The sequence below is a fragment of the Flavobacterium phragmitis genome, assembly GCF_900112575.1.
Taxonomy (GTDB): domain Bacteria; phylum Bacteroidota; class Bacteroidia; order Flavobacteriales; family Flavobacteriaceae; genus Flavobacterium; species Flavobacterium phragmitis.
Genome location: NZ_FOMH01000008.1, coordinates 1 through 19,456 on the forward strand (window position 1 = coordinate 1; position 19,456 = coordinate 19,456).

Below are 19,456 nucleotides of genomic sequence, written 5' to 3' on the forward strand. Positions count from 1 at the left end.
GGCTAAACTTTTTAAACACATAGAAACATAGACTTTTTTAAATCTGTAAAAAGAGAAGAGAACAAATCTAGATTTGAACACATAGAGACTATATGTTTAATCTTTTGCCACAAATTGCACCAATTTTCCCGAATTATAATTTGTGGAAATTGGTGAAATTCGTGGCTTATTTATCTCTATACATTTAGCAGATTTTTATAAATCCTTTTAATCTTTATAATCTGTGGCTAAACTTTTTAAACACATAGCTATGTGTTTTATCGCAAGTGAAACGCCTTTTATCGACAAATAAAAACTATGTTTCTATGTGTTTAAAAATATACCCAAAGTATATAACTTATTATTTCTCATCTTCAGGCAAAATAACCTTATTCATTTCAGCATCTTTTTCTGCTCTTTTTTGCGCCGCTTTGCCTTTTCCAATCGGAATTCCCGCTGTTAGGTATAAAGACCTATTGTAAACATTTGGCCCGTCACCTTTCATAACAGGAACTAAACCGTAATAATATTGAATCGTGATGTTTAATCCGTTGCCGACATTCATGTGATAACCCGTTCCAAAAGCAATTCCGGCATCAATAACCCGAATTTCGTCTCTGATTTTTTTCTTGTACGTAACATCATTTTTATTGATTTCATTGGTAAATTCATCAAAAGCAGAAGCCAGAAGTCCGAATTGTGGGCCGACTTTGACATAAATTCTGTTTTTGAATTGGTATTTAAGTAAGATAGGAACATTAAAATATCGAATTTCCCGATTGACAGTACCGCCTTCAAAAGTATTATCAAGGTTTTCATCGTCTAAAGAATACACCGGAATATGTCGCGCACCCATTGGCGATTTCACAATAACCCCAGTATTAATCATCCATGCGGGATTTTTTTTGGAACGAATATCAAAATAAAAACCAAGATTGAACCCAGGATTTAATCCTGAACTTTCCAAATTAGAAATATCCGAAAGATTGATGCCACCTTCCAGACCAAATTCGAGAAAAGGAGAATTCAGTTTATCTCCAAAAATTAAGGATATCAAAACCTGGGATTTTGCCTGATTTATAAAGAATAAAGCGAGAATTATACATAAACCTTTTTTCATAAAATAGGTTTTAAAGTCCAAATCGATATTGAAGGCCACCTAGAAACTGTGTACGGCTTCCTAAGAAACCAGCTTCAAAACGAAACATGATATGTTTGTTATATTGAAATTGTGAACCAACGATAAAATTCCACATGTCTTTTGGCGCTTTTTGCAGTGAATATTGCACAGAGGAAGATCCTGCTGTACTTAAAGCGCCATCCAAATGCGTTAAAAACGTTCCTGCTCGGTCCAAGGCACGGTTGGCAGTTTCATGTTTTGCTTTATTTACCGGATTTGCCTGTTGCGCGGGAGTCAAGCCATTCCACCAATCATCAACTTTGGTTTGATTTTCGTTTACTTTTGTCAATCCATCATCCACTTTTTGCTGTGCGTTGGTAAGATCAAAAATATCAGACAGAGGAATATTTCCGTTAGTATCTCCAGAAATATGCACCCTGAATGCACCAACCCAAACCGCGATGTTTTGTTCTGGTTTATGAAACTTAAAAGTTTTACCTAATCTCGGCCCAAAAACATACGAAAAAGCAGGTTTGTCCAGCGAACTAATATCTGTCCATGCCATATTCATGTCTAGTGCCAGCCAGCCTCCGCCAATTCCGATGGTTGGTGTCATACCGAAACCAAAAGTAGTAGCGTTAAAATTAGCTTTTGTACTGAAGGAAGCTACCTGCGACCAATTATTATCGGCGTCCGGAACCCAGATTCCGGCGTTGATTTTGGTTGCGGTATTAGCTTTTCCAAAGATTCCGTAAATATTTAAGAAGGGAAGAAGCCAGATATCTGGTCGGATGGTCAAGGCACCCGCTTCTACAGAGGATTTATCAAAACGAACAATTTCGTCCAGATTAAATTGCGGTCCGTTATTAAAGCCAACGTTAAGATCACTGATGTTGATTTGAGAATCCTGCCAAAAATAGTTGATGGATAATCCGGCAGAATAAGGAAGTTTGTATCCCTTTTGAGCTACTTTTTCTCCCCAAATGGGTAGTGCGTATGGATATTCTTCTGTTTTTAAACTGTCTTTTAATTGCTGATTTTTTTCTCCTACGATTTTGTCAGTGTAAACCTGACCAAAAAATGGAATGCTGCATAATAAGAAAAAGGCTGATATTAGTTTTTTACATTTCATTGACTAGAGGTGTTTAAATTGATTAAATAAAACTGCTTGAAATAATAGTGCACTAATGTATTCTGAAGGAATTTCGGCTTATCTTTTGCTTTACTGGAGTGTAGAATATGTGGTAATTAGTGTTAAAGTTAACTAAAAATTCTTTTGTTAAGTATAAAATTTTAAGAAATGTATCTAGTTGTCAGTCGATTATGTTTTTTTTGAAAAGGAAAACAATAAATTATTATTTTTACACTCATGAAATGGATAGCAATTGTAATGTCAATTTATTTGATGGCACTTTCAAATATGCCCTGTGCAGATATGGAAGTGAATAGCGCTATGCATAAAACAGCACAATTTGCCTCAGAGGACAATCATTCTCACGATAAAGAAAATGATTTGTGTTCACCATTTTGCGCCTGCAACTGTTGTGGTGCTCAGGTTTTAAGTTATCAGACTCCTTTAAATTTTGAATTTCCTGTACCTTACAGCTTAATTACAGTTTCTTTACCCAATTACCATTCTGTTTTTATTTCCGATTTCTACGGAAGTATTTGGCAACCCCCTCAAATAGCATAATGATTGTGCCCATCCTGTAAAACGGGAAATGGGCGGGAGAGTTGTGGACATTCCGCACGTTTAAAGACAATTAGTTGTCTCATTTCTCATGTCATTATATATTTCAAATGCTAGATAAAATCATTCAGTTTAGTATACGAAATAAATTCGTTATACTATTATTTACCCTTGTCTTGATAGCTTGGGGAAGCTATTCGCTTAAAAAATTACCACTAGATGCCCTTCCCGATGTCACCAATAATCAGGTACAGATTATCACGACTGCACCGACATTGGCAAGTCAGGAAGTCGAGCAGTTAATTACCTATCCGCTGGAAAGAGCGGTAAAAACAGTTCCGGATATTATAGAACTCCGCAGTATTTCCCGTTTTGGATTATCGGTTGTGACCGTTGTTTTTGAAGATGATGTTGATATTTACTGGGCGCGCGAGCAGATTTTCCAGCGTCTCAAACAAGCCGAAGAAAACATTCCGGATTATGTCAATTCTCCCGAGTTGGCGCCAATTTCAACTGGTCTAGGTGAAATTTACCAATATGATGTTTATGCCAAAAAAGGCTACGAAAACAAATATAGCGCAATAGAATTAAGAACAATTCAGGATTGGATTATTATTCCGCAATTGCAGGGAATTCGAGGTGTTGCCGATGTAAGCGCCTGGGGTGGAAAATTAAAACAATATGAAATCGCCGTAAATCCAAATATGCTCAATAGTCTGGGCGTTACAATTACCGAGATTTTTGATGCTTTAGAAAAAAACAATCAAAATACGGGTGGTGCTTATATCGAAAAAGATCAATACACTTATTTTATCCGTGGCGTCGGAATGGCAAAAGGGATTAAAGACCTTGAAAATGTTGTGGTAAAAAACCGAAACGGTTCCCCTGTTTTAGTGCGCAATGTAGCGCAGGTTCGCGAAGGTGTTGCCTTGCGTTACGGAGCATCTACCAAAGACGGAAAAGGAGAAATTGTTTCCGGAATGGTCCTGATGTTAAAAGGAGAAAATTCCAGTGCCGTTGTAAAAAGAGTGCACGAAAAAATGGAACAAATCAACAAAAGCCTTCCCGAAGGAGTTGTTGCCGAAGCCTTTATTGACAGAGGAAAACTGGTTGATAATTCTATTAAAACAGTTACAAAGAACCTTTTAGAAGGAGCTCTAATTGTAATTTTTGTACTCATTTTATTTTTAGGAAATCTTCGTGCAGGATTAATCGTGGCTTCAGTTATTCCGCTGGCGATGCTGTTTGCAGTGATTCTGATGAATGCTTTTGGCGTAAGCGGAAACTTAATGAGTTTGGGTGCGATAGATTTTGGAATCATAGTCGATGGCGCCGTGATTATTGTGGAAGCCACGATGCATCATTTACAGAAATTCAAAAACAAAAAAGAGCTCACACAGGAAGAAATGGACGAAGAAGTCTATAATTCGGCTTCGAAAATTAGAAACAGCGCCGCCTTTGGAGAAATCATTATTCTGATTGTCTATCTGCCGATTTTGGCTTTAATTGGAACCGAAGGAAAAATGTTCAAACCAATGGCCATGACAGTTGGTTTTGCCATTATTGGAGCGTTTATTCTTTCGCTGACTTATATCCCGATGATGAGCGCTTTGTTTCTTTCGAAAAAAACCGAATACAAAGAAAACTTCAGCGACCGTATGATTGCTTGGTTAGAAAGCCGTTATATGCCATTATTAAAAAAAGCGCTAGAATTTAAAAAAGTAGTGCTTTCTGTTGCGGTTGGATTATTTGCTTTTGCTTTTGTCGTTTTCCAAAATATGGGAGGCGAATTTATCCCAACAATCGAAGAAGGCGATTTGGCCATCAATGCCACAATTATGACGGGAAGTTCGCTTACGCAGATGGTTGAAACGGCGACCAAATACGAACAGATTCTGAAAGCCAAATTCCCAGAAATCAAAACCATTGTAACCAAAATCGGAAGTGGTGAAATTCCGACAGATCCAATGCCAATTGAAAGCGGGGATTTGATTATTGTTTTAAAAGACAAAAAAGAATGGAAAGGCAAATACCATAACTGGGAAGAGTTGGCCAATGCCATGAAAGAAGAAATGGAAGTAATTCCGGGCGCTAATATTGAGATTTCTCAGCCAATCCAAATGCGTTTTAACGAATTAATGACTGGAAGCCGATCTGATATCGCTATTAAGATTTTTGGCGATGATTTGGAAATCCTAGACGCCAAAGCAACCGAATTGATTTCGAAAATAAAAGGCATTGACGGAATCGGCGATTTAAAAGCCGATAAAGTCACAGGTCTACCACAGATTACGGTAAAATACGATTACGACAAAATTGCTCTTTACGGATTGAATATTTCCGATATCAATCAAATTATCCGTTCGTCATTTGCTGGAGAAAGTGCTGGTAAAATCTACGACGAAAGCAAAAGATTTGATGTTGTAGTGCGAATGGATGAAAACAATCGTGCTGATATTACCGATGTGAGTAATTTGTTTATTCCGCTTCCAAACGGACAGCAGGTACCGCTTTCTCAAGTCGCTTCTGTTGATTATGAACAAGGTCCGGTGCAGGTCATCCGCGAAGACGGAAAACGAAGAATTACTGTCGGTTTAAATGTCCGCGGACGAGATATTAAAAGCGTGGTTGAAGAAATTCAGGCAAAACTGGATAAAAGTTTTAAACTTCCTGCGGGTTATTATGTGACGTATGGCGGACAGTTTGAAAATTTAATCGAAGCTTCCAAAAGACTTTCAGTTGCCTTGCCAATTGCGTTAGGACTGATTTTGGTCTTATTGTATTTTACTTTCAAAAGCATCAAACAAGCTTTACTGATTTTTACTGCGATTCCGTTATCGGCGATTGGGGGCGTTTTTGCGCTTTCGCTGAGAGGAATGCCGTTCAGTATTTCTGCCGGAATTGGTTTTATTGCTTTATTCGGAATTGCCGTTCTAAATGGAATCGTATTGATTTCCTATTTCAATCAATTAAAAGCAGAAGGTATTTCAGATCCGTTCCAAAGAATCATCATCGGAACCAAAACCAGATTGCGTCCCGTTTTAATGACGGCTGCAGTTGCTTCATTAGGTTTCTTGCCAATGGCATTATCGACAAGCGGTGGGGCAGAAGTTCAAAAACCTCTAGCAACCGTAGTAATTGGTGGTTTAGTCTCAGCAACTTTATTGACCTTAATCGTTCTGCCAATTTTGTATTTATTGTTGGAGAGATTTAACCGCAAAGATTTAATTAGAAAATGAGAACATTAGATAATTAGATAATATTTTACTGCGTGTAGAAAATAAATTTCTCTCGCAGATTATGCAGATTATGCAGATGATTTAAAAAGAATCAAAAAAATCTGCTCAATCTGCCAAATCTGAGAGAGACAAAAAAAGATTTTCACGCAGATTCTGCAGATTTTAGCAGATTCTGCAGATTTAAATTAAAAAAAATAATCTGCGCTAATCTGCTTAAATCTTTTTAGATCTACGTGAACTAAATTATCAATTTAAAAGAATCTCTCGCAGATTACGCAGATTTGGCAGATTAATAAAATGAGAAAAAAGAATCTGCTCAATCTGCGAGAGACAAAAAAAGATTTTCACGCAGATTCTGCAGATTTTAGCAGATTCTGCAGATTTAAATTAAAAAAAATAATCTGCGCTAATCTGCTTAGATTTTTTTAGATCTGCGTGAACTAAATTATCAATTTAAAAGAATCTCTCGCAGATTACGCAGATATGGCAGATTAGTAAAAGAGAAAAAAAATCTGCTCAATCTGCGAGAGACAAAAAAAGATTTTCACGCAGATTCTGCAGATTTTAGCAGATTCTGCAGATTTAAATTAAAAAAAATAATCTGCGCTAATCTGCTCAAATCTTTTTAGATCTGCGTGAACTAAATTATCAATTTAAAAGAATCTCTCGCAGATTACGCAGATATGGCGGATTAAAAAATAGAATCAAAAAATCTGCTCAATCTGCTCAATCTGCGAGAGACAAAAAGATTTTCACGCAGATTCTGCAGATTTAAGCAGATTCTGCAGATTTTAATTAAAAAAATAATCTGCGTTTATCTGCTAAAATCTTTTTAGATCTGCGTGAACTAAATTATCAATTTAAAAGAATCTCTCGCAGATTACGCAGATATGGCGGATTAAAAAATAGAATCAAAAAATCTGCTCAATCTGCGAGAGACAAAAAGATTTTTACGCAGATTCTGCAGATTTAAGCAGATTCTACAGATTTTAATTAAAAAAATAATCTGCGTTTATCTGCTAAAATCTTTTAAAATCTGCGTGAAATAAAAATAAAAAATGATGAAAACACAATATAAAGTCAACATAAAATTCTTTGCGTACTTCGCGCTTCCTTTGCGTACTTTGTGGTTAATTACGTTTCTATTGGCAAGTACAGCAACATTTGCACAACATTCTATCAGCCTAGAAAAAGCTATAGAACTCGCCAAATCCAACAACATCGACTTAAAAATAGCCGATAAAGAAATCGAGAAACAAACCGTTCTAAAAAAAGCAGCTTTCCAGCCAGATCCTTTGCAAGTACAGTATCAAGGCGGACAATTCAATAGTGTCGATTTTGATCATAATGTTTCTGTACAACAGTTTTTTCCTTTGGGAAATATCACAAAAGCCAACCGACAATTACAAGAAGAATTGGCAAAATTGGCCGAAAAACGAAAAGCGTTATCAGCTTATGAAATAGAAAAAGCGGTAACATTAGCCTATTACCAATATCTGTATGGCGTTTCAATTCAGAAGTTAAACTCAGAATTGAATGAAATTTATACCAAATTCCTAAAAAATGCCGAACTCCGATTCAAAACAGGAGAAAGCGGGAATATCGAAGTGATTTCTGCGAAAGCAAAAGTCAAAGAAATTGAAACCCAGAAAACGCAGCTAGAATACGATTTGGCGATTTATCAAAAACAGCTTCAGTTTTTTATTCAGACGAACGAAAATATTGTTCCCGATCCAAATACGGCTTTGCAATATGTTTTTGTTGAAAATGAACAAAATTCAAAAGCAGAAAACTTGATAACAGAATTATCTCAACAGCAAATTTCGGTTTATCAAAAAGAAGCTGGAACATTTAAAGCCTTGAGAACGCCAAAAGTTGGATTGGGATATTTTGCCCAAACTATTAATACAGAATCTTTGTTTCAGGGTTTTACGGCTGGATTACAGATTCCGTTGTTTGGAGGAGTGAATACAACGAAAGCCAAAGCAGCAGAAATTGGTATTTCGCAGTCGCAATTGGCTTTAGATAAAAACAAAATGATTTTGAATTTGCAAAAAGAAGAGTTGCAAAACAACTTCAAAAAACAGCAGAAGAATCTAAATTATTATCAAAACGAAGGATTGCAATATGCGAATCAAATCATTGAAACGGCACAGAAAAGTTATGCTAATGGCGATATGAGTTACTGGTCTTATATCAGTTTTTTGAATCAGGCAATTGATATTAAAAAACAATATGCAGAAGCAACACATAGCTACAATCAAAGTGCAATCGAACTCCAATTCCCAACCATCAAAAACAATTAATCATGAAAAGTATACTTAATTATTTAACCGCAAAGGGCGCAAAGGTTTCGCAAAGAGCGCAAAGTTTAATTTCCTTGCGTGCCTTGCGCTTTGTCTTTGCGTGCTTTGCGGTTACATTAATTGCATGCAATGAAAAGAAAACTGAAGAACCAAACGAAGAAGAAAAATCAAGTACAGAAGTTGCCTTAACAGAATCGCAATACAAAACAGTCGGTATTGAAACAGGATTTGTAGAAGACCGAAATCTGAATAAAATTATTAAAGCCAATGGTTACACCACAGTGCCACCTCAAAATTCTGCGGAAGTTTCGACTTTAATAGGAGGAACAGTAAAGGATATTTTTGTTCTAGAAGGAACTTATGTCAATAAAGGAAAAGTTTTGGCAACAATCCAAAATCTGGAAGTGATTGAAATGCAGGAAGAATACCAGTCGGCAACGGCAAATGTTGAATATCTGCAGTTAGAATACAATCGCCAGAAAACCTTGAGCGACGAAAATGTAAATCCGAGAAAGATATTTCAGGAAGTAAAAGCCAAATTGGCAGCCGAAAGAGCTCGTGCTCAGGCGGCAAAAAACAAATTAGATGCTTTGCATGTTGGAGCAAAAGGAAGTTCGTCTTTAGTTCCTATTGTTGCGCCGATAAATGGTTATGTTGGGAAAATCAATATTGCCAAAGGCGCTTTCGCCAATACAGGCGTTTCTTTGTTTGAAGTGGTAGACAACAGTCAGATGCATTTGGACTTAAATGTGTATGAAAAAGATTTGGGTTCAATTTCTATTGGTCAGGTAATTGATTTTGTATTGACGAATCAGTCCAATAAATCGATTAAAGGAAAAATCTTCGGAATCAATAAATCGTTTTCCAATGAAAGCAAAACCGTTGCTGTACACGCTAAAATTGATCCAGCCGATGCTAAAGGTTTAATTCCGGGAATGTATGTTTCGGCTAACATTAATATTACGAATGCTACAGTTCCGGCGCTTCCAAAAGACGCAGTGGTCAAAAATGCTGATAAATACTTTGTTTTTGTTCAAGAAGAAGCGCACGCAGAAGAAAAACACGAACACGCGGCAGGCGAAAAAGAAGAAGCTCACGAAAAAGAAATTCATTTTAAAGCCGTTGAAGTAATGCCCGGAACCACAGATTTAGGTTTTACCGAAATTAAGTTTGTGGATAATATTGGGCCGCAAGCAAAAATTGTTACCAAAGGCGCTTTTTATTTATTGTCGGCAATGAAGGGCGGGGGAGAACATTCGCACTAAAAAGTGGTTTTGCCACAAAGGCGCAAAGGCGCAAAGTTTTTTTTTAAGTTTTATTAGAGGAATCTCGCAATCCCGATAGATATGGGGAGCAACATTGGAAAGTTTTTTACATGGAATAAACGTACTATTTGTCATTTCGACGTAAGGAGAAATCACACTAGAATTTCCGTATGGTATTGGTGGTTGTATATTCACGTTGCGATCCTGCGGTTGAAACCGCAGGCTATGTTTTCAAATTTTGGGTTGAAATCGCGAGCTATATTCAAAACCCCGAAGATGCTATAACTCCGATTTTTAATCCAGACCCTAAATCAAAAAGCAAATATTTAAACATAAAAAAAGCTGTAAATTTTAAGTTTACAGCTTTTTTGCTTTGTGTCTTATCGTTGCGGGTAAGGTTGCAAATCCGCGCTATCGCTGTGTTTAATTTCCGCGCAATCTGGTTATACTTTTTATGTACTTTGTTATGGCATCGATCTCCAAGTGATCACATTTTCTGCCCAAGGTCCTCCAAAATTTGCTATTTGACCTGTCATATTTCTGCCAGTTGCTCTTGCCATATAATAGTAGGTTTTATTAGCAGCAGTTGAATTAGTAATAATAACAGAACCTTTCATGAAATTATAAATACAGCCGGGAAATAACATACCAGTAATAAGCATTTTGTTCGTTTGAATATCTGGGGAAATAGCTAAAGTGGTAGCACTATTGCTAAAACTTGAGCTTACACTCCAGAATTCATTAGCAGCTGTTACTGCTGTACTCGATCCTTTATTTAATAACATAGTGACAGATACTAGCCATTTGCCAGGCGGGAGTGTGATGTTTATATTGCTATAATACCAGGTATTTAATGGTGTAGCCAAGACATTAACCCCGCTTGGAGGTATGGTAGCATAGTTCAGTACTAATTCTTTTTCTCTCCAGGTTGCCACTCCATTCGCATCAGATGTTAATACATAACCTAGACCTTCTGTACCGTCTTTTAGTTGTAAAGCCCCGGAAGCACTACTGTTTATAATGACTTTTGCATTGGTTCCTCCAGTAGGTACTGTGGTTGTGTTTAATAACCATTGACCAGAACTGGTCATTCGATAGCGTTCAATTCCTGCTGTTTTGGTTACGAAATCAACGGCATCTGTAGTTCCTATAAAATTGGAAGTGGCATTGGTGGCTGCATTTCCTTTTGTTGACCAGCCATTATTAATAGAAAATAAAGAATACCATTCTGTACCAGTATTAAAATAAGGCCCTGGCTTCACCAGAGTAGTTGTGCTTCCTCTGTCAGCTGTATTGTAAATGTACATTCCGGCGCTATGCTCACTCATGGGAAGAGTACTATTTGTAGCATTTAGATCTATTTTTGGCAATAACAATCCTTTTATATTAGTACCATCTGTCTGGTTTAAGTCCAGTATCGCATTTTTGTTAGGATTATTACTAGGAATACCCACTTGAGATTGTCCTTGTAAAACAAAGAAAAAATAGAGTAATAATGTTATATAAGATTTTTTCATTTTTTATTATTTTTAAAAAAGCAGTCTTGTCTTCAGATTTTGAGAGATACAATTATTGTATCTTTTGCGATGTAATATAATTTTCTTCAAAAACGGAGGCGGCAAATTTTTCTATAGTTCCAACTCCATTTACAGTGTTTACCCAGCAAGCCATATAGTAATATTTTTTATTGGCTCCCGAAGTGTTATTAATAATAATGGAACCATTCAAAAATGAATAACCACATGATGGAGGTAAAACTCCACTAATTAATTTACCACCAACTATATCTGGGCTAAAATCTAAAGCAGTACTGCTGTCACTAAAGGAGGATCTGACCCACCAACTTTCAACTGAGTTAGTCATTACGCTGTATTTTGTCAATAATATATTAGCAGATACTAACCATTTACCAGGACCGAGTGTAATATAGCTTCCAGTGTAAATATAGGAACCACTAGTTAAGGTAGCAGGAATACTAATTCCAGAAATAGTTGAAAAAGGCTGCTTTGTTAAATTACTGGAGGTCTGTGATTGCCAAGTTCCTACACCATTTGCATCTGATGTCAACGCTTTTTTTGTGCCTTGCGTACCATCTTTAATTTGCAGTGCTCCTGTTGTGCTGCCAGCAATGATTAATTTTGAATTGGCACCGCCAGTGGGTACCGTTGTTGTGCCTACTAATGTTTTTCCTGCAGCAGTAACTCTCATACGTTCCGTATTATTGGTACGGGTTACAAAATCGACAGCGTCTGTAGTACCTATAAAATCTGTGGCTGGTGCTGTATCATAATTTCCTGACAATCCCCATAGGCTGTTTCCAGAGTCAACCCTAATCCATTGCGTACCATCGTTGCAATACACCCCGGGAGTAACCTGTTTGAGGCTTGTTCCGTCAGTTGCATTATTATAGACCATCATACCACTTACATGGGTAGAGAGCGGTGCAGGAAGATCTGTTGATTTTAATTTCACATTAGGCAGACGAAGTCCTTTTGTATTGGTTATCGAACCGCCTGGATTTAAATCAACCACTGCATTTTTATCGGGATTATTATTGATGATTCCTGTTTGTGCCATACAATGGGCAGAAAACAACACTAGCCCTGCTATTTTGAAGTAATTTTTCATTTCGTTTACTTTTTAGAAGTAGTTTTCTCTTTTAATTAAAAATTAACCCTCTCTGCTACAAGTCTATTTTCACCGGCTCCAGCTTTTGGGAATGTTACAGTTCCTGTGGTTCTAGATGTGTAAGGATTTCCAGCTATATAATAATAGGTTTTATCAGCTGTTGAAGTATTATTTATTGTAATTATTCCCGTTATCATGGAATAAAGGCAATTACCAGGTAACAAACCGGATAGTTGTCTTACATTTGTAACGTCTCCAGACATTGTAAGTGTGGTGGGACTATTGCTAAAAGTAGAACGAATCCACCACATTTCATTTGCTGCAGTCCATGATCCATCAGTTTTTCCTATAAGAGCAGAAATACTTACTGCCCATTTGCCTGGTGGAAGAGTTACACTACTGCCGGTATAATAGTAAACATTATCTGGTGAGGCTGGTATTACAGCGCCTGCTGTTGCGGTTGTTCCAAAAGTAGGCTCATCAAATATATCGGGTACAGGAGTCTGCCAGGTTGCCAGTCCATTTGCATCAGAGGTAAGGACTTTGCCGGCTGCCTGTGTACCATCGCGTAATTGCAAGGCTCCTGCTGTAGTCCCGTTGTTAACCATCATTTTTGTGCCAGAACCACCTGTGAGTACAGATGGAGTACCAATCATAAGCTGTCCCGAAGAATTAACCCTTGTTCGTTCAACGTTATTTGTTCTCGTTACAAAATCGACAGCATCAAGTGTTCCAACTCTGTTGGTAGTTGCATTTGTACCCGTATTTCCAGGAAGAACCCATGCTGAAGAGGATGATGCTTCACGTACCCACTTAGTGCCATCGTTATAATACACACCAGGTGTTACTGCTGCAGAAGGAGTAATCCATGAGAATGTATTGGTATTGTATACTTTCATGCCTGCTATATGAGTACTAAATGGAGAGGGATCGGTTGTTTCTATAAGTGCTACTTTTGGCAGCAATAAACCTTTCGTATTGGTACCATCAGAATTGTTTAAATCCAAAACAGCATCTTTGTTTGGGTTGTTAGTTGTCATTCCTACCTGAGAATACGTAACTGTTGCTGTGCACCATAAAAATAGTGTCAGCAGTACATGCGTTTTCATAAAATTTTAAATTAAAAGTTTGTTAGTAAATGTTTTTAAATTCTCCTAAAAGGAAAATTTCATTTGCAACTTGTTTTTAGCTTGGGAGGAAGTAAGGCTTTGAATTGGTTTCCGGAAGTGGTATTGGAAACTCTTGGAAAAAAGCAGAAAGCTTATAGTTTGGTAGCCTTGTCTTGTATGGCTTTTAAAGCTTCGTTGTTGAGTTTGTTGTATTCGGCTTTTAAGGTGTCGCTCATAGGACCAACCCGATCGCCACGAATGGCCTTTCGAATGTAGTCGTAAGAATATCCGTAACGGTCGTGGATAATCTTTAGAACATCTTGATTGTAACTCGACTTTGTTTTCATATTTTTGTCTATTGTTCATTTTGTATTAAGAACGGGACAAATATAATAAGATATATCTTAAAACAAATATATAAAAGTAAGATTTTTTCTAAAAAGTTGCTTTATGACAGAGAATACGCTACAGAGGATTAAGCAATACATAGATGCAAAAGGTATTAAAGTGAGTACTTTAGAGCGTGAAGTAGGCATGTCCAATGGTTCTTTTGCCAGCCAGCTTAAAAATAATAAGACGATCGGAGTAGATAAATTAGAAAATATCTTAAGAAAATATACAGATGTAGACCCAGAATGGCTCTTAACGGGAAATGGTACTATGTTTAAAGGACAGCGTTTAGCTGCTGTTAATCCTTTTATAGCAGTAGAGCAGGAGGTAGGCAGTCGAAATATTCCTCTTTATAATGTACACAGCATTAGTGGCATTGTAGATTTATTTGGCGAAAACCAAAATCAGGTACCGGTAAATTATATCAGCATTCCTGAGATTTCTGAATGCGATGGCGCTTTGTATGTAGCGGGTGATAGTATGTATCCGTTATTAAACAACGGTGATATTGTTATTTTTAAAAAGATTAATACTCCTGAAAACAATATAATTTGGGGCGAAATGTATCTGGTTTATGTAAATAACGATGGAAACGAGTTTTTTTTAACCCGTTTTTTAAATAAATCTAAGAAAGAGTCTTATATAGAATTTGTTTCCCAAAACCCAAATCATCAAACGGTAGAATTTCCAGTAAGCAGTATTAAAGCGCTGGCTTTAGTAAAAGCTTCTATAAGGGTTAATGCGCAGTTTTAGGAATGATTGGACACGAAGTCACTAAGCCACAAAGTTTTTATTAAAGGAATCTCGCAAAGTCGCTAAGACGCAAAGTTTTTCAAATTAAAGAATAAACGAACTAGAGAAATGACAAATAATTCATTTTATTCTATATGTAAAAAAACTTTGCGTCTTAGCGTCTTTGCGGCAGAAAAAATAGGGTCTTTGTGGCATAAAACTTTAAAACAAAAGGTGTAAATTTAGGGCATTATTAAAACCAAGTTTCAGAGAAACTCCAACCTGAAACCTGAAACCTGAAACTAAAAGAATGATACATCAAGATAAAGAAGTAAAAAATATAAAAAATAAACCGAAACCTTCCTGCTGCTGTTCGCATGACGAACCAGTACATTCTGAAAACGATGGACACAATCACGGACATGACCACGAACATAATGCTGAAGGCAGTTTGTTTCAGCTGTTTTTGCCATCTATCATTTCGTTTGTTTTACTGCTAATCGGAATTGGGTTTGATAATTATTTTCCGCAAAGTTGGTTTACCGGAATTGTTAGAATAGTTTGGTACGTGGTTGCTTATCTTCCGGTTGGTTTTCCAGTAATGAAAGAAGCTTACGAAAGTATTGTAAAAGGCGATGTTTTCTCTGAGTTTTTCTTAATGAGCATTGCCACAATCGGTGCATTTGCTATTGGCGAATATCCAGAAGGTGTAGCGGTTATGCTGTTTTATACGATTGGAGAAACTTTCCAAGGAATGGCAGTCAGCAGAGCAAAATCAAACATAAAAAGTCTTTTAGATTCACGCCCGGATGAGGTAAATGTTTTAGAGAATAATGCTACTGTAAAAGTAAAGGCAAAAGACGTTCAGATTGGAGCGATCGTCCAGCTTAAAGCAGGTGAAAAACTGGCTTTGGACGGCGAATTAGTATCCGATTCGGCTTCGTTTAATACGGCAGCTTTAACTGGCGAAAGCAAACCAGATACGAAAAAGAAAGGCGAAACGGTGCTGGCTGGAATGATTAACGGAAATACGATTGCAGTAGTAAAAGTAACAACCGCCTATAACGATAGTAAATTGTCTAAAATTCTTGAATTGGTTCAAAATGCCACAACCAAAAAAGCACCTGCGGAATTATTTATTAGAAAATTTGCAAAAATCTACACGCCAATTGTGGTGTATTTGGCCATTGCGATTTGTTTGGTTCCAATGCTTTTTGTAGATCATTATGTTTTTTCAGACTGGCTGTACAGAGCTTTGGTTTTTCTAGTAATTTCTTGTCCGTGTGCCTTGGTGATTAGTATTCCGTTAGGTTATTTTGGCGGAATTGGGGCTGCAAGTAAAAACGGAATTCTGTTTAAAGGCAGTAATTTTCTGGACAGCATTTCAACCATTCAGAATGTTGTGGTGGATAAAACGGGAACCATGACCGAAGGTGTTTTTAAAGTTCAGGAAGTCTTTATAAAACCAGAATTTGATAAAGAAGAAATCCTAAAACTGGTTAATGCTTTAGAAAGCCGAAGCACACATCCTGTTGCTACTGCGATTCATAATCACGTAGGGAAAATTGATCCTTCGGTTGAACTGAAAGAAATCGAAGAAATTTCAGGACACGGATTAAAAGCTATTTTTAACGGAAAAGAACTGTATGTAGGGAATTTTAAGCTTCTAGATAAATTTAATATTCCATATGATATTGATCCTTCGTCAATAGTTTACACCACGATTGCCATTGCGTATGATGGAAAGTTTGCAGGTTATTTAACCATTGCAGACGAAATTAAAGAAGACGCAAAAGAAACCGTTTCTAAACTGAAATCGTTGGGAGTAAAATTAACAATGTTGAGCGGTGATAAAACCAATGTGGTTCAGTTTGTAGCTGAGAAACTCGGAATCACAAAAGCGTTTGGAGATTTGCTTCCGGAAGATAAGGTCCATAAAGTAAACGAAATTAAGGCTCAGAACGAAACAATTGCTTTTGTAGGCGACGGAGTAAATGATGCGCCTGTAATTGCTTTAAGCACTGTCGGAATTGCAATGGGAGGTTTAGGAAGCGATGCGGCGATCGAAACCGCCGATGTGGTGATTCAGGACGATAAACCAAGCAAAATTGCAATGGCAATCAATATCGGAAAACAAACCAAAAAGATTGTCTGGCAGAATATTACTTTGGCTTTTGTGGTAAAAGCGTTTGTATTAATTCTAGGCGCTGGTGGACTCGCCACGATGTGGGAAGCTGTTTTTGCTGATGTTGGCGTGGCGTTGTTGGCGATTTTGAATGCGGTTCGAATTCAGAAGATGAGGTTTTAAAAAACCAATGTGAGGTAAAAATCCCCTAAATCTGCCGAATCTGTGGGAGACAAAAAAGGTTTTTCACGCAGATTTAGCAGATTAAAGCAGATTTAATATTGATTTTAATAATAATAATCTGCATGAAATAAAATTACAAAGCAAACAAGATAATTTTCTCGCAGATTTAGCAGATTTGGCAGATTTAATATTGATTTTAATAATAATAAACTTTTGAAATCTGCGTGAAATAAAATTACAAAGCAAACAAAATAATTTTCTCGCAGATTTAGCAGATTTGGCAGATTTAATATTGATTTTAATAAATAATAATCTGCGTGAATAAAATTATAAAGTTCGAAAAATATTTTATCGCTGATTCCACGGATTTTTGAATTCCGGTCGAATTCAGAAGATGAGGTTTTAAAAAAAACAATGTAAGGTAAAAATCACCTAAATCTGCTAAATCTGCGGGAGACAAAAAAGGTTTTTCACGCAGATTTAGCAGATTAAAGCAGATTAAAGCAGATTTAATATTGATTTTAATAATAATAAACTTTTGAAATCTGCGTGAAATAAAATTACAAAGCAAACAAAATAATTTTCTCGCAGATTTAGCAGATTAAAGCAGATTTTGGAATTAAAATTTCAAATCAATTGTATTTTCATCATTTTCCAAAGTAATTTTTACAGGATTACTTTCTGATGGAATCTGAGTTGGATACCAATTTCGATTTGGCCTTACCATAATCAGTAAAGCTTGATCGTCTCCAATTGCTGCAAAAGCTTCACTATTTGTGTTTTTAGAAAAGAAGTTTAAATCATATTTAGAGATTAATTCATTTCCTAATTCCAATGGATTTTCATTTACAATTCCGATTTCACTGATATTTAAAATAGATTGAGAACTGAATGCTTTGTTCTCTGAATTGTCAAGATCATGTCTGGCGATGAACTCTAATAAATTACCGCTGTTATCATAAAAATAGACAGCATGAGCATTCCAGTTCTCAAAATTGGTAATAACATCTTGATCTTCAATTACAATTAAATCTACTTTGTTTCGACACCATTCAATCGCTTCATTGAGTTTGTTTTCGGGAATATTAAAAGCAAAATGATAAATAGATTGAAAGCTAGGTTCTTCAATGAATTTTAAAATGGAATTTCCTAACTGAACCTATAGTTTTTTCTATGATGGGAAGTTCTAGAATATCTTGATAAAAAGCAGCTGTTTTTTGAATATTGCTGGTCTGAATTTGTATGTGTTCTAATTTCATAATGGTATTTTTTTAGAAGAATGAATACTTCTTTTTGTTTCAAACAAATTTAAAAAATGAAGTTTTTATTTAGATTACTAAAGTATTCTAAGCTTTAATAAAAGTATAATGAAAAAGTATGGAAGAGTTGTGTTTTATAAATAGAAAAGCCCTTTTCAAAAATGAAAAGGGCTTAAGAAATTTGCAAAATTGTTGGGGCAAAATAAAAATCAAATTTTGACTAAATTATTTCGGCATTTCAGGATAAATAATTCTTCTTGTCGGCGTACTTAAAGTTTCAATAAATGCCAATAAATCACTTATTTCTTCTTTACTCAAATCCAGTTTTTTTAGCATCGGATCTGATTTTGGAATTAAAGAATCTCTTGCTGTCCCCAGATATTTTTTCTGAACAGGAGAAGGATTTCCTAAGTTGTACAATTCCACAACATCCAATAAAGTTGGAAAATGTCCGTGATGCATCCAAGGTTTGGTGTTTACCACTTCGCGAAGTGTCGGCGTTCTGAATTTACCAATATCTTTTACATCTTTAGTAACATTATAACGACCGAAATCTTCGTTTTTGGTGCCAAATAAAGTCTGTCCGTCATTATGAAACTGATTATCGCTGAAATATGGCGTGTTATGGCAATTGATACACTGCGCTTTAGTTCGAAACAAATGAAGTCCTTTTACCTGCTGATCAGTATAAATCTCTGATTTTCCGCTTACAAACTGGTCAAATTTACTTTTCGGACTGTTGATTGATCTTTCGAAAGTCGCAATGGCATATTGAATTCGTTCTAATGTCACTTTTTTATCGCCGAAAGCCGCTGTAAATAAAGAATTATAACCTTTAATCTTAGCAATTTTATCTACAGCAATCGTCAATTTTTCGTTCATTTCTAAAGGATCAGCAACAGGAAATTGTGCTTGATCTTCGAGACTTGAAGCGCGTCCGTCCCAAAATAGGGAAGTAGCATAGGCCGAATTTAAAATGGTCATAGAATTGCGTTTTCCTGTCTGGCGATCGTGTCCAAATGAACGCGTTAAATTATCTGTCCATCCCAATTCTGGGTTATGACAGGAAGCGCAGGCAATTTGGCCGCTTCGCGATAACCTTGGATCAAAGAACAAGATTTTTCCCAAACTCTCTTTTTCTTTTGAATAGGGATTATAAGCAGGATAAGGCACCGCAGGAAGTACGCCAATATCCTGAAATTTAGATTTATCAATACTTTCATGCAGTTCAGCGGTTGGCCATTTTGAAGCATCTCCGCTGGAATACAGTTTTCGTAATTCCTGAATATCGGTATAATCAGGGCCTTCAGCCACATTATATGCCGATAATCCTAAAAGGAATAGGAGTGGAAGGATTAGTTTTTTCAATTCTTTTGTTTTTTTTGATTTGTTTGAAGTTTCAGGTTTCAGGTTTCAAGTTGCAACAGAACG

General features: G+C 36.3%; 15 protein-coding genes. 6 read left to right on the top strand and 9 right to left on the bottom strand.

The genetic code is table 11. The features are described from left to right. Positions 1–340: 340 nt before the first annotated feature. Together BM289_RS14885 and BM289_RS14890 are read right to left on the bottom strand one after the other, a co-directional pair. A complete protein-coding gene (locus tag BM289_RS14885) occupies positions 341–1,099 on the bottom strand; it encodes a porin family protein (protein WP_091494927.1) in 759 nt (252 codons plus the stop codon). A gap of 10 nt (positions 1,100–1,109) precedes the next feature. Next, complete coding sequence (locus BM289_RS14890) at positions 1,110–2,231, bottom strand: hypothetical protein (protein WP_091494930.1); 1,122 nt, start codon at positions 2,229–2,231, stop codon at positions 1,110–1,112. Between the two features lie 237 nt (positions 2,232–2,468). Here BM289_RS14890 and BM289_RS14895 point away from each other — a divergent pair, with 237 nt between their 5' ends. From BM289_RS14895 to BM289_RS14910, 4 genes are all read left to right on the top strand, one after another. Beyond that, positions 2,469–2,792, top strand: coding sequence for a DUF6660 family protein (locus tag BM289_RS14895; protein WP_244165381.1), 324 nt, complete (start codon positions 2,469–2,471; stop codon positions 2,790–2,792). A 107-nt stretch (positions 2,793–2,899) separates the two neighbouring features. Then, on the top strand, positions 2,900–6,028 hold the full coding sequence (locus BM289_RS14900) for an efflux RND transporter permease subunit (protein ID WP_091494932.1): 3,129 nt from the start codon (positions 2,900–2,902) through the stop codon (positions 6,026–6,028). 1,058 nt (positions 6,029–7,086) lie between these two features. After that, positions 7,087–8,334: a TolC family protein gene (locus tag BM289_RS14905; RefSeq protein ID WP_091494934.1), complete on the top strand. Its 1,248-nt coding sequence runs from the start codon at positions 7,087–7,089 to the stop codon at positions 8,332–8,334. A gap of 2 nt (positions 8,335–8,336) precedes the next feature. After that, a complete protein-coding gene (locus BM289_RS14910; protein WP_091494936.1) occupies positions 8,337–9,599 on the top strand; it encodes an efflux RND transporter periplasmic adaptor subunit in 1,263 nt (420 codons plus the stop codon). A gap of 464 nt (positions 9,600–10,063) precedes the next feature. On the opposite strand, the gene BM289_RS14915 is transcribed toward BM289_RS14910, so the two are convergent. The 4 genes from BM289_RS14915 to BM289_RS25340 all read right to left on the bottom strand — a co-directional run bounded on the left by BM289_RS14915 (position 10,064) and on the right by BM289_RS25340 (position 13,683). Beyond that, positions 10,064–11,116, bottom strand: a complete 1,053-nt coding sequence (locus BM289_RS14915; protein ID WP_091494938.1) for a hypothetical protein — start codon at positions 11,114–11,116, stop codon at positions 10,064–10,066. A gap of 52 nt (positions 11,117–11,168) precedes the next feature. Next, positions 11,169–12,227: a hypothetical protein gene (locus BM289_RS14920; protein WP_143102087.1), complete on the bottom strand. Its 1,059-nt coding sequence runs from the start codon at positions 12,225–12,227 to the stop codon at positions 11,169–11,171. A 35-nt stretch (positions 12,228–12,262) separates the two neighbouring features. Further along, positions 12,263–13,336 (bottom strand): hypothetical protein, encoded by a 1,074-nt coding sequence (locus BM289_RS14925; RefSeq protein WP_091494943.1) that lies wholly within the window; start codon positions 13,334–13,336, stop codon positions 12,263–12,265. A gap of 152 nt (positions 13,337–13,488) precedes the next feature. Beyond that, on the bottom strand, positions 13,489–13,683 hold the full coding sequence (locus BM289_RS25340; RefSeq protein WP_143102088.1) for a hypothetical protein: 195 nt from the start codon (positions 13,681–13,683) through the stop codon (positions 13,489–13,491). Between the two features lie 103 nt (positions 13,684–13,786). On the opposite strand from BM289_RS25340, the gene BM289_RS14935 reads away from it, so the two are divergent. Together BM289_RS14935 and BM289_RS14940 are read left to right on the top strand one after the other, a co-directional pair. Continuing rightward, positions 13,787–14,479 (top strand): LexA family transcriptional regulator, encoded by a 693-nt coding sequence (locus tag BM289_RS14935; RefSeq protein WP_091494947.1) that lies wholly within the window; start codon positions 13,787–13,789, stop codon positions 14,477–14,479. Between the two features lie 289 nt (positions 14,480–14,768). Beyond that, positions 14,769–16,766 carry a heavy metal translocating P-type ATPase gene (locus BM289_RS14940; protein ID WP_091494949.1) on the top strand — a complete coding sequence of 666 codons (1,998 nt, stop codon included), beginning with the start codon at positions 14,769–14,771 and terminating at the stop codon, positions 16,764–16,766. Between the two features lie 619 nt (positions 16,767–17,385). Here the strand turns inward: BM289_RS14940 and BM289_RS25660 are convergent. The 3 genes from BM289_RS25660 to BM289_RS14955 all read right to left on the bottom strand — a co-directional run bounded on the left by BM289_RS25660 (position 17,386) and on the right by BM289_RS14955 (position 19,393). Continuing rightward, positions 17,386–17,601, bottom strand: a complete 216-nt coding sequence (locus BM289_RS25660) for a hypothetical protein (RefSeq protein WP_244165382.1) — start codon at positions 17,599–17,601, stop codon at positions 17,386–17,388. A gap of 289 nt (positions 17,602–17,890) precedes the next feature. Further along, a complete protein-coding gene (locus BM289_RS25860; RefSeq protein ID WP_394332981.1) occupies positions 17,891–18,025 on the bottom strand; it encodes a VOC family protein in 135 nt (44 codons plus the stop codon). 225 nt (positions 18,026–18,250) lie between these two features. Next, complete coding sequence (locus tag BM289_RS14955; RefSeq protein ID WP_091494953.1) at positions 18,251–19,393, bottom strand: cytochrome-c peroxidase; 1,143 nt, start codon at positions 19,391–19,393, stop codon at positions 18,251–18,253. Between the last annotated feature and the right edge of the window lie 63 nt (positions 19,394–19,456).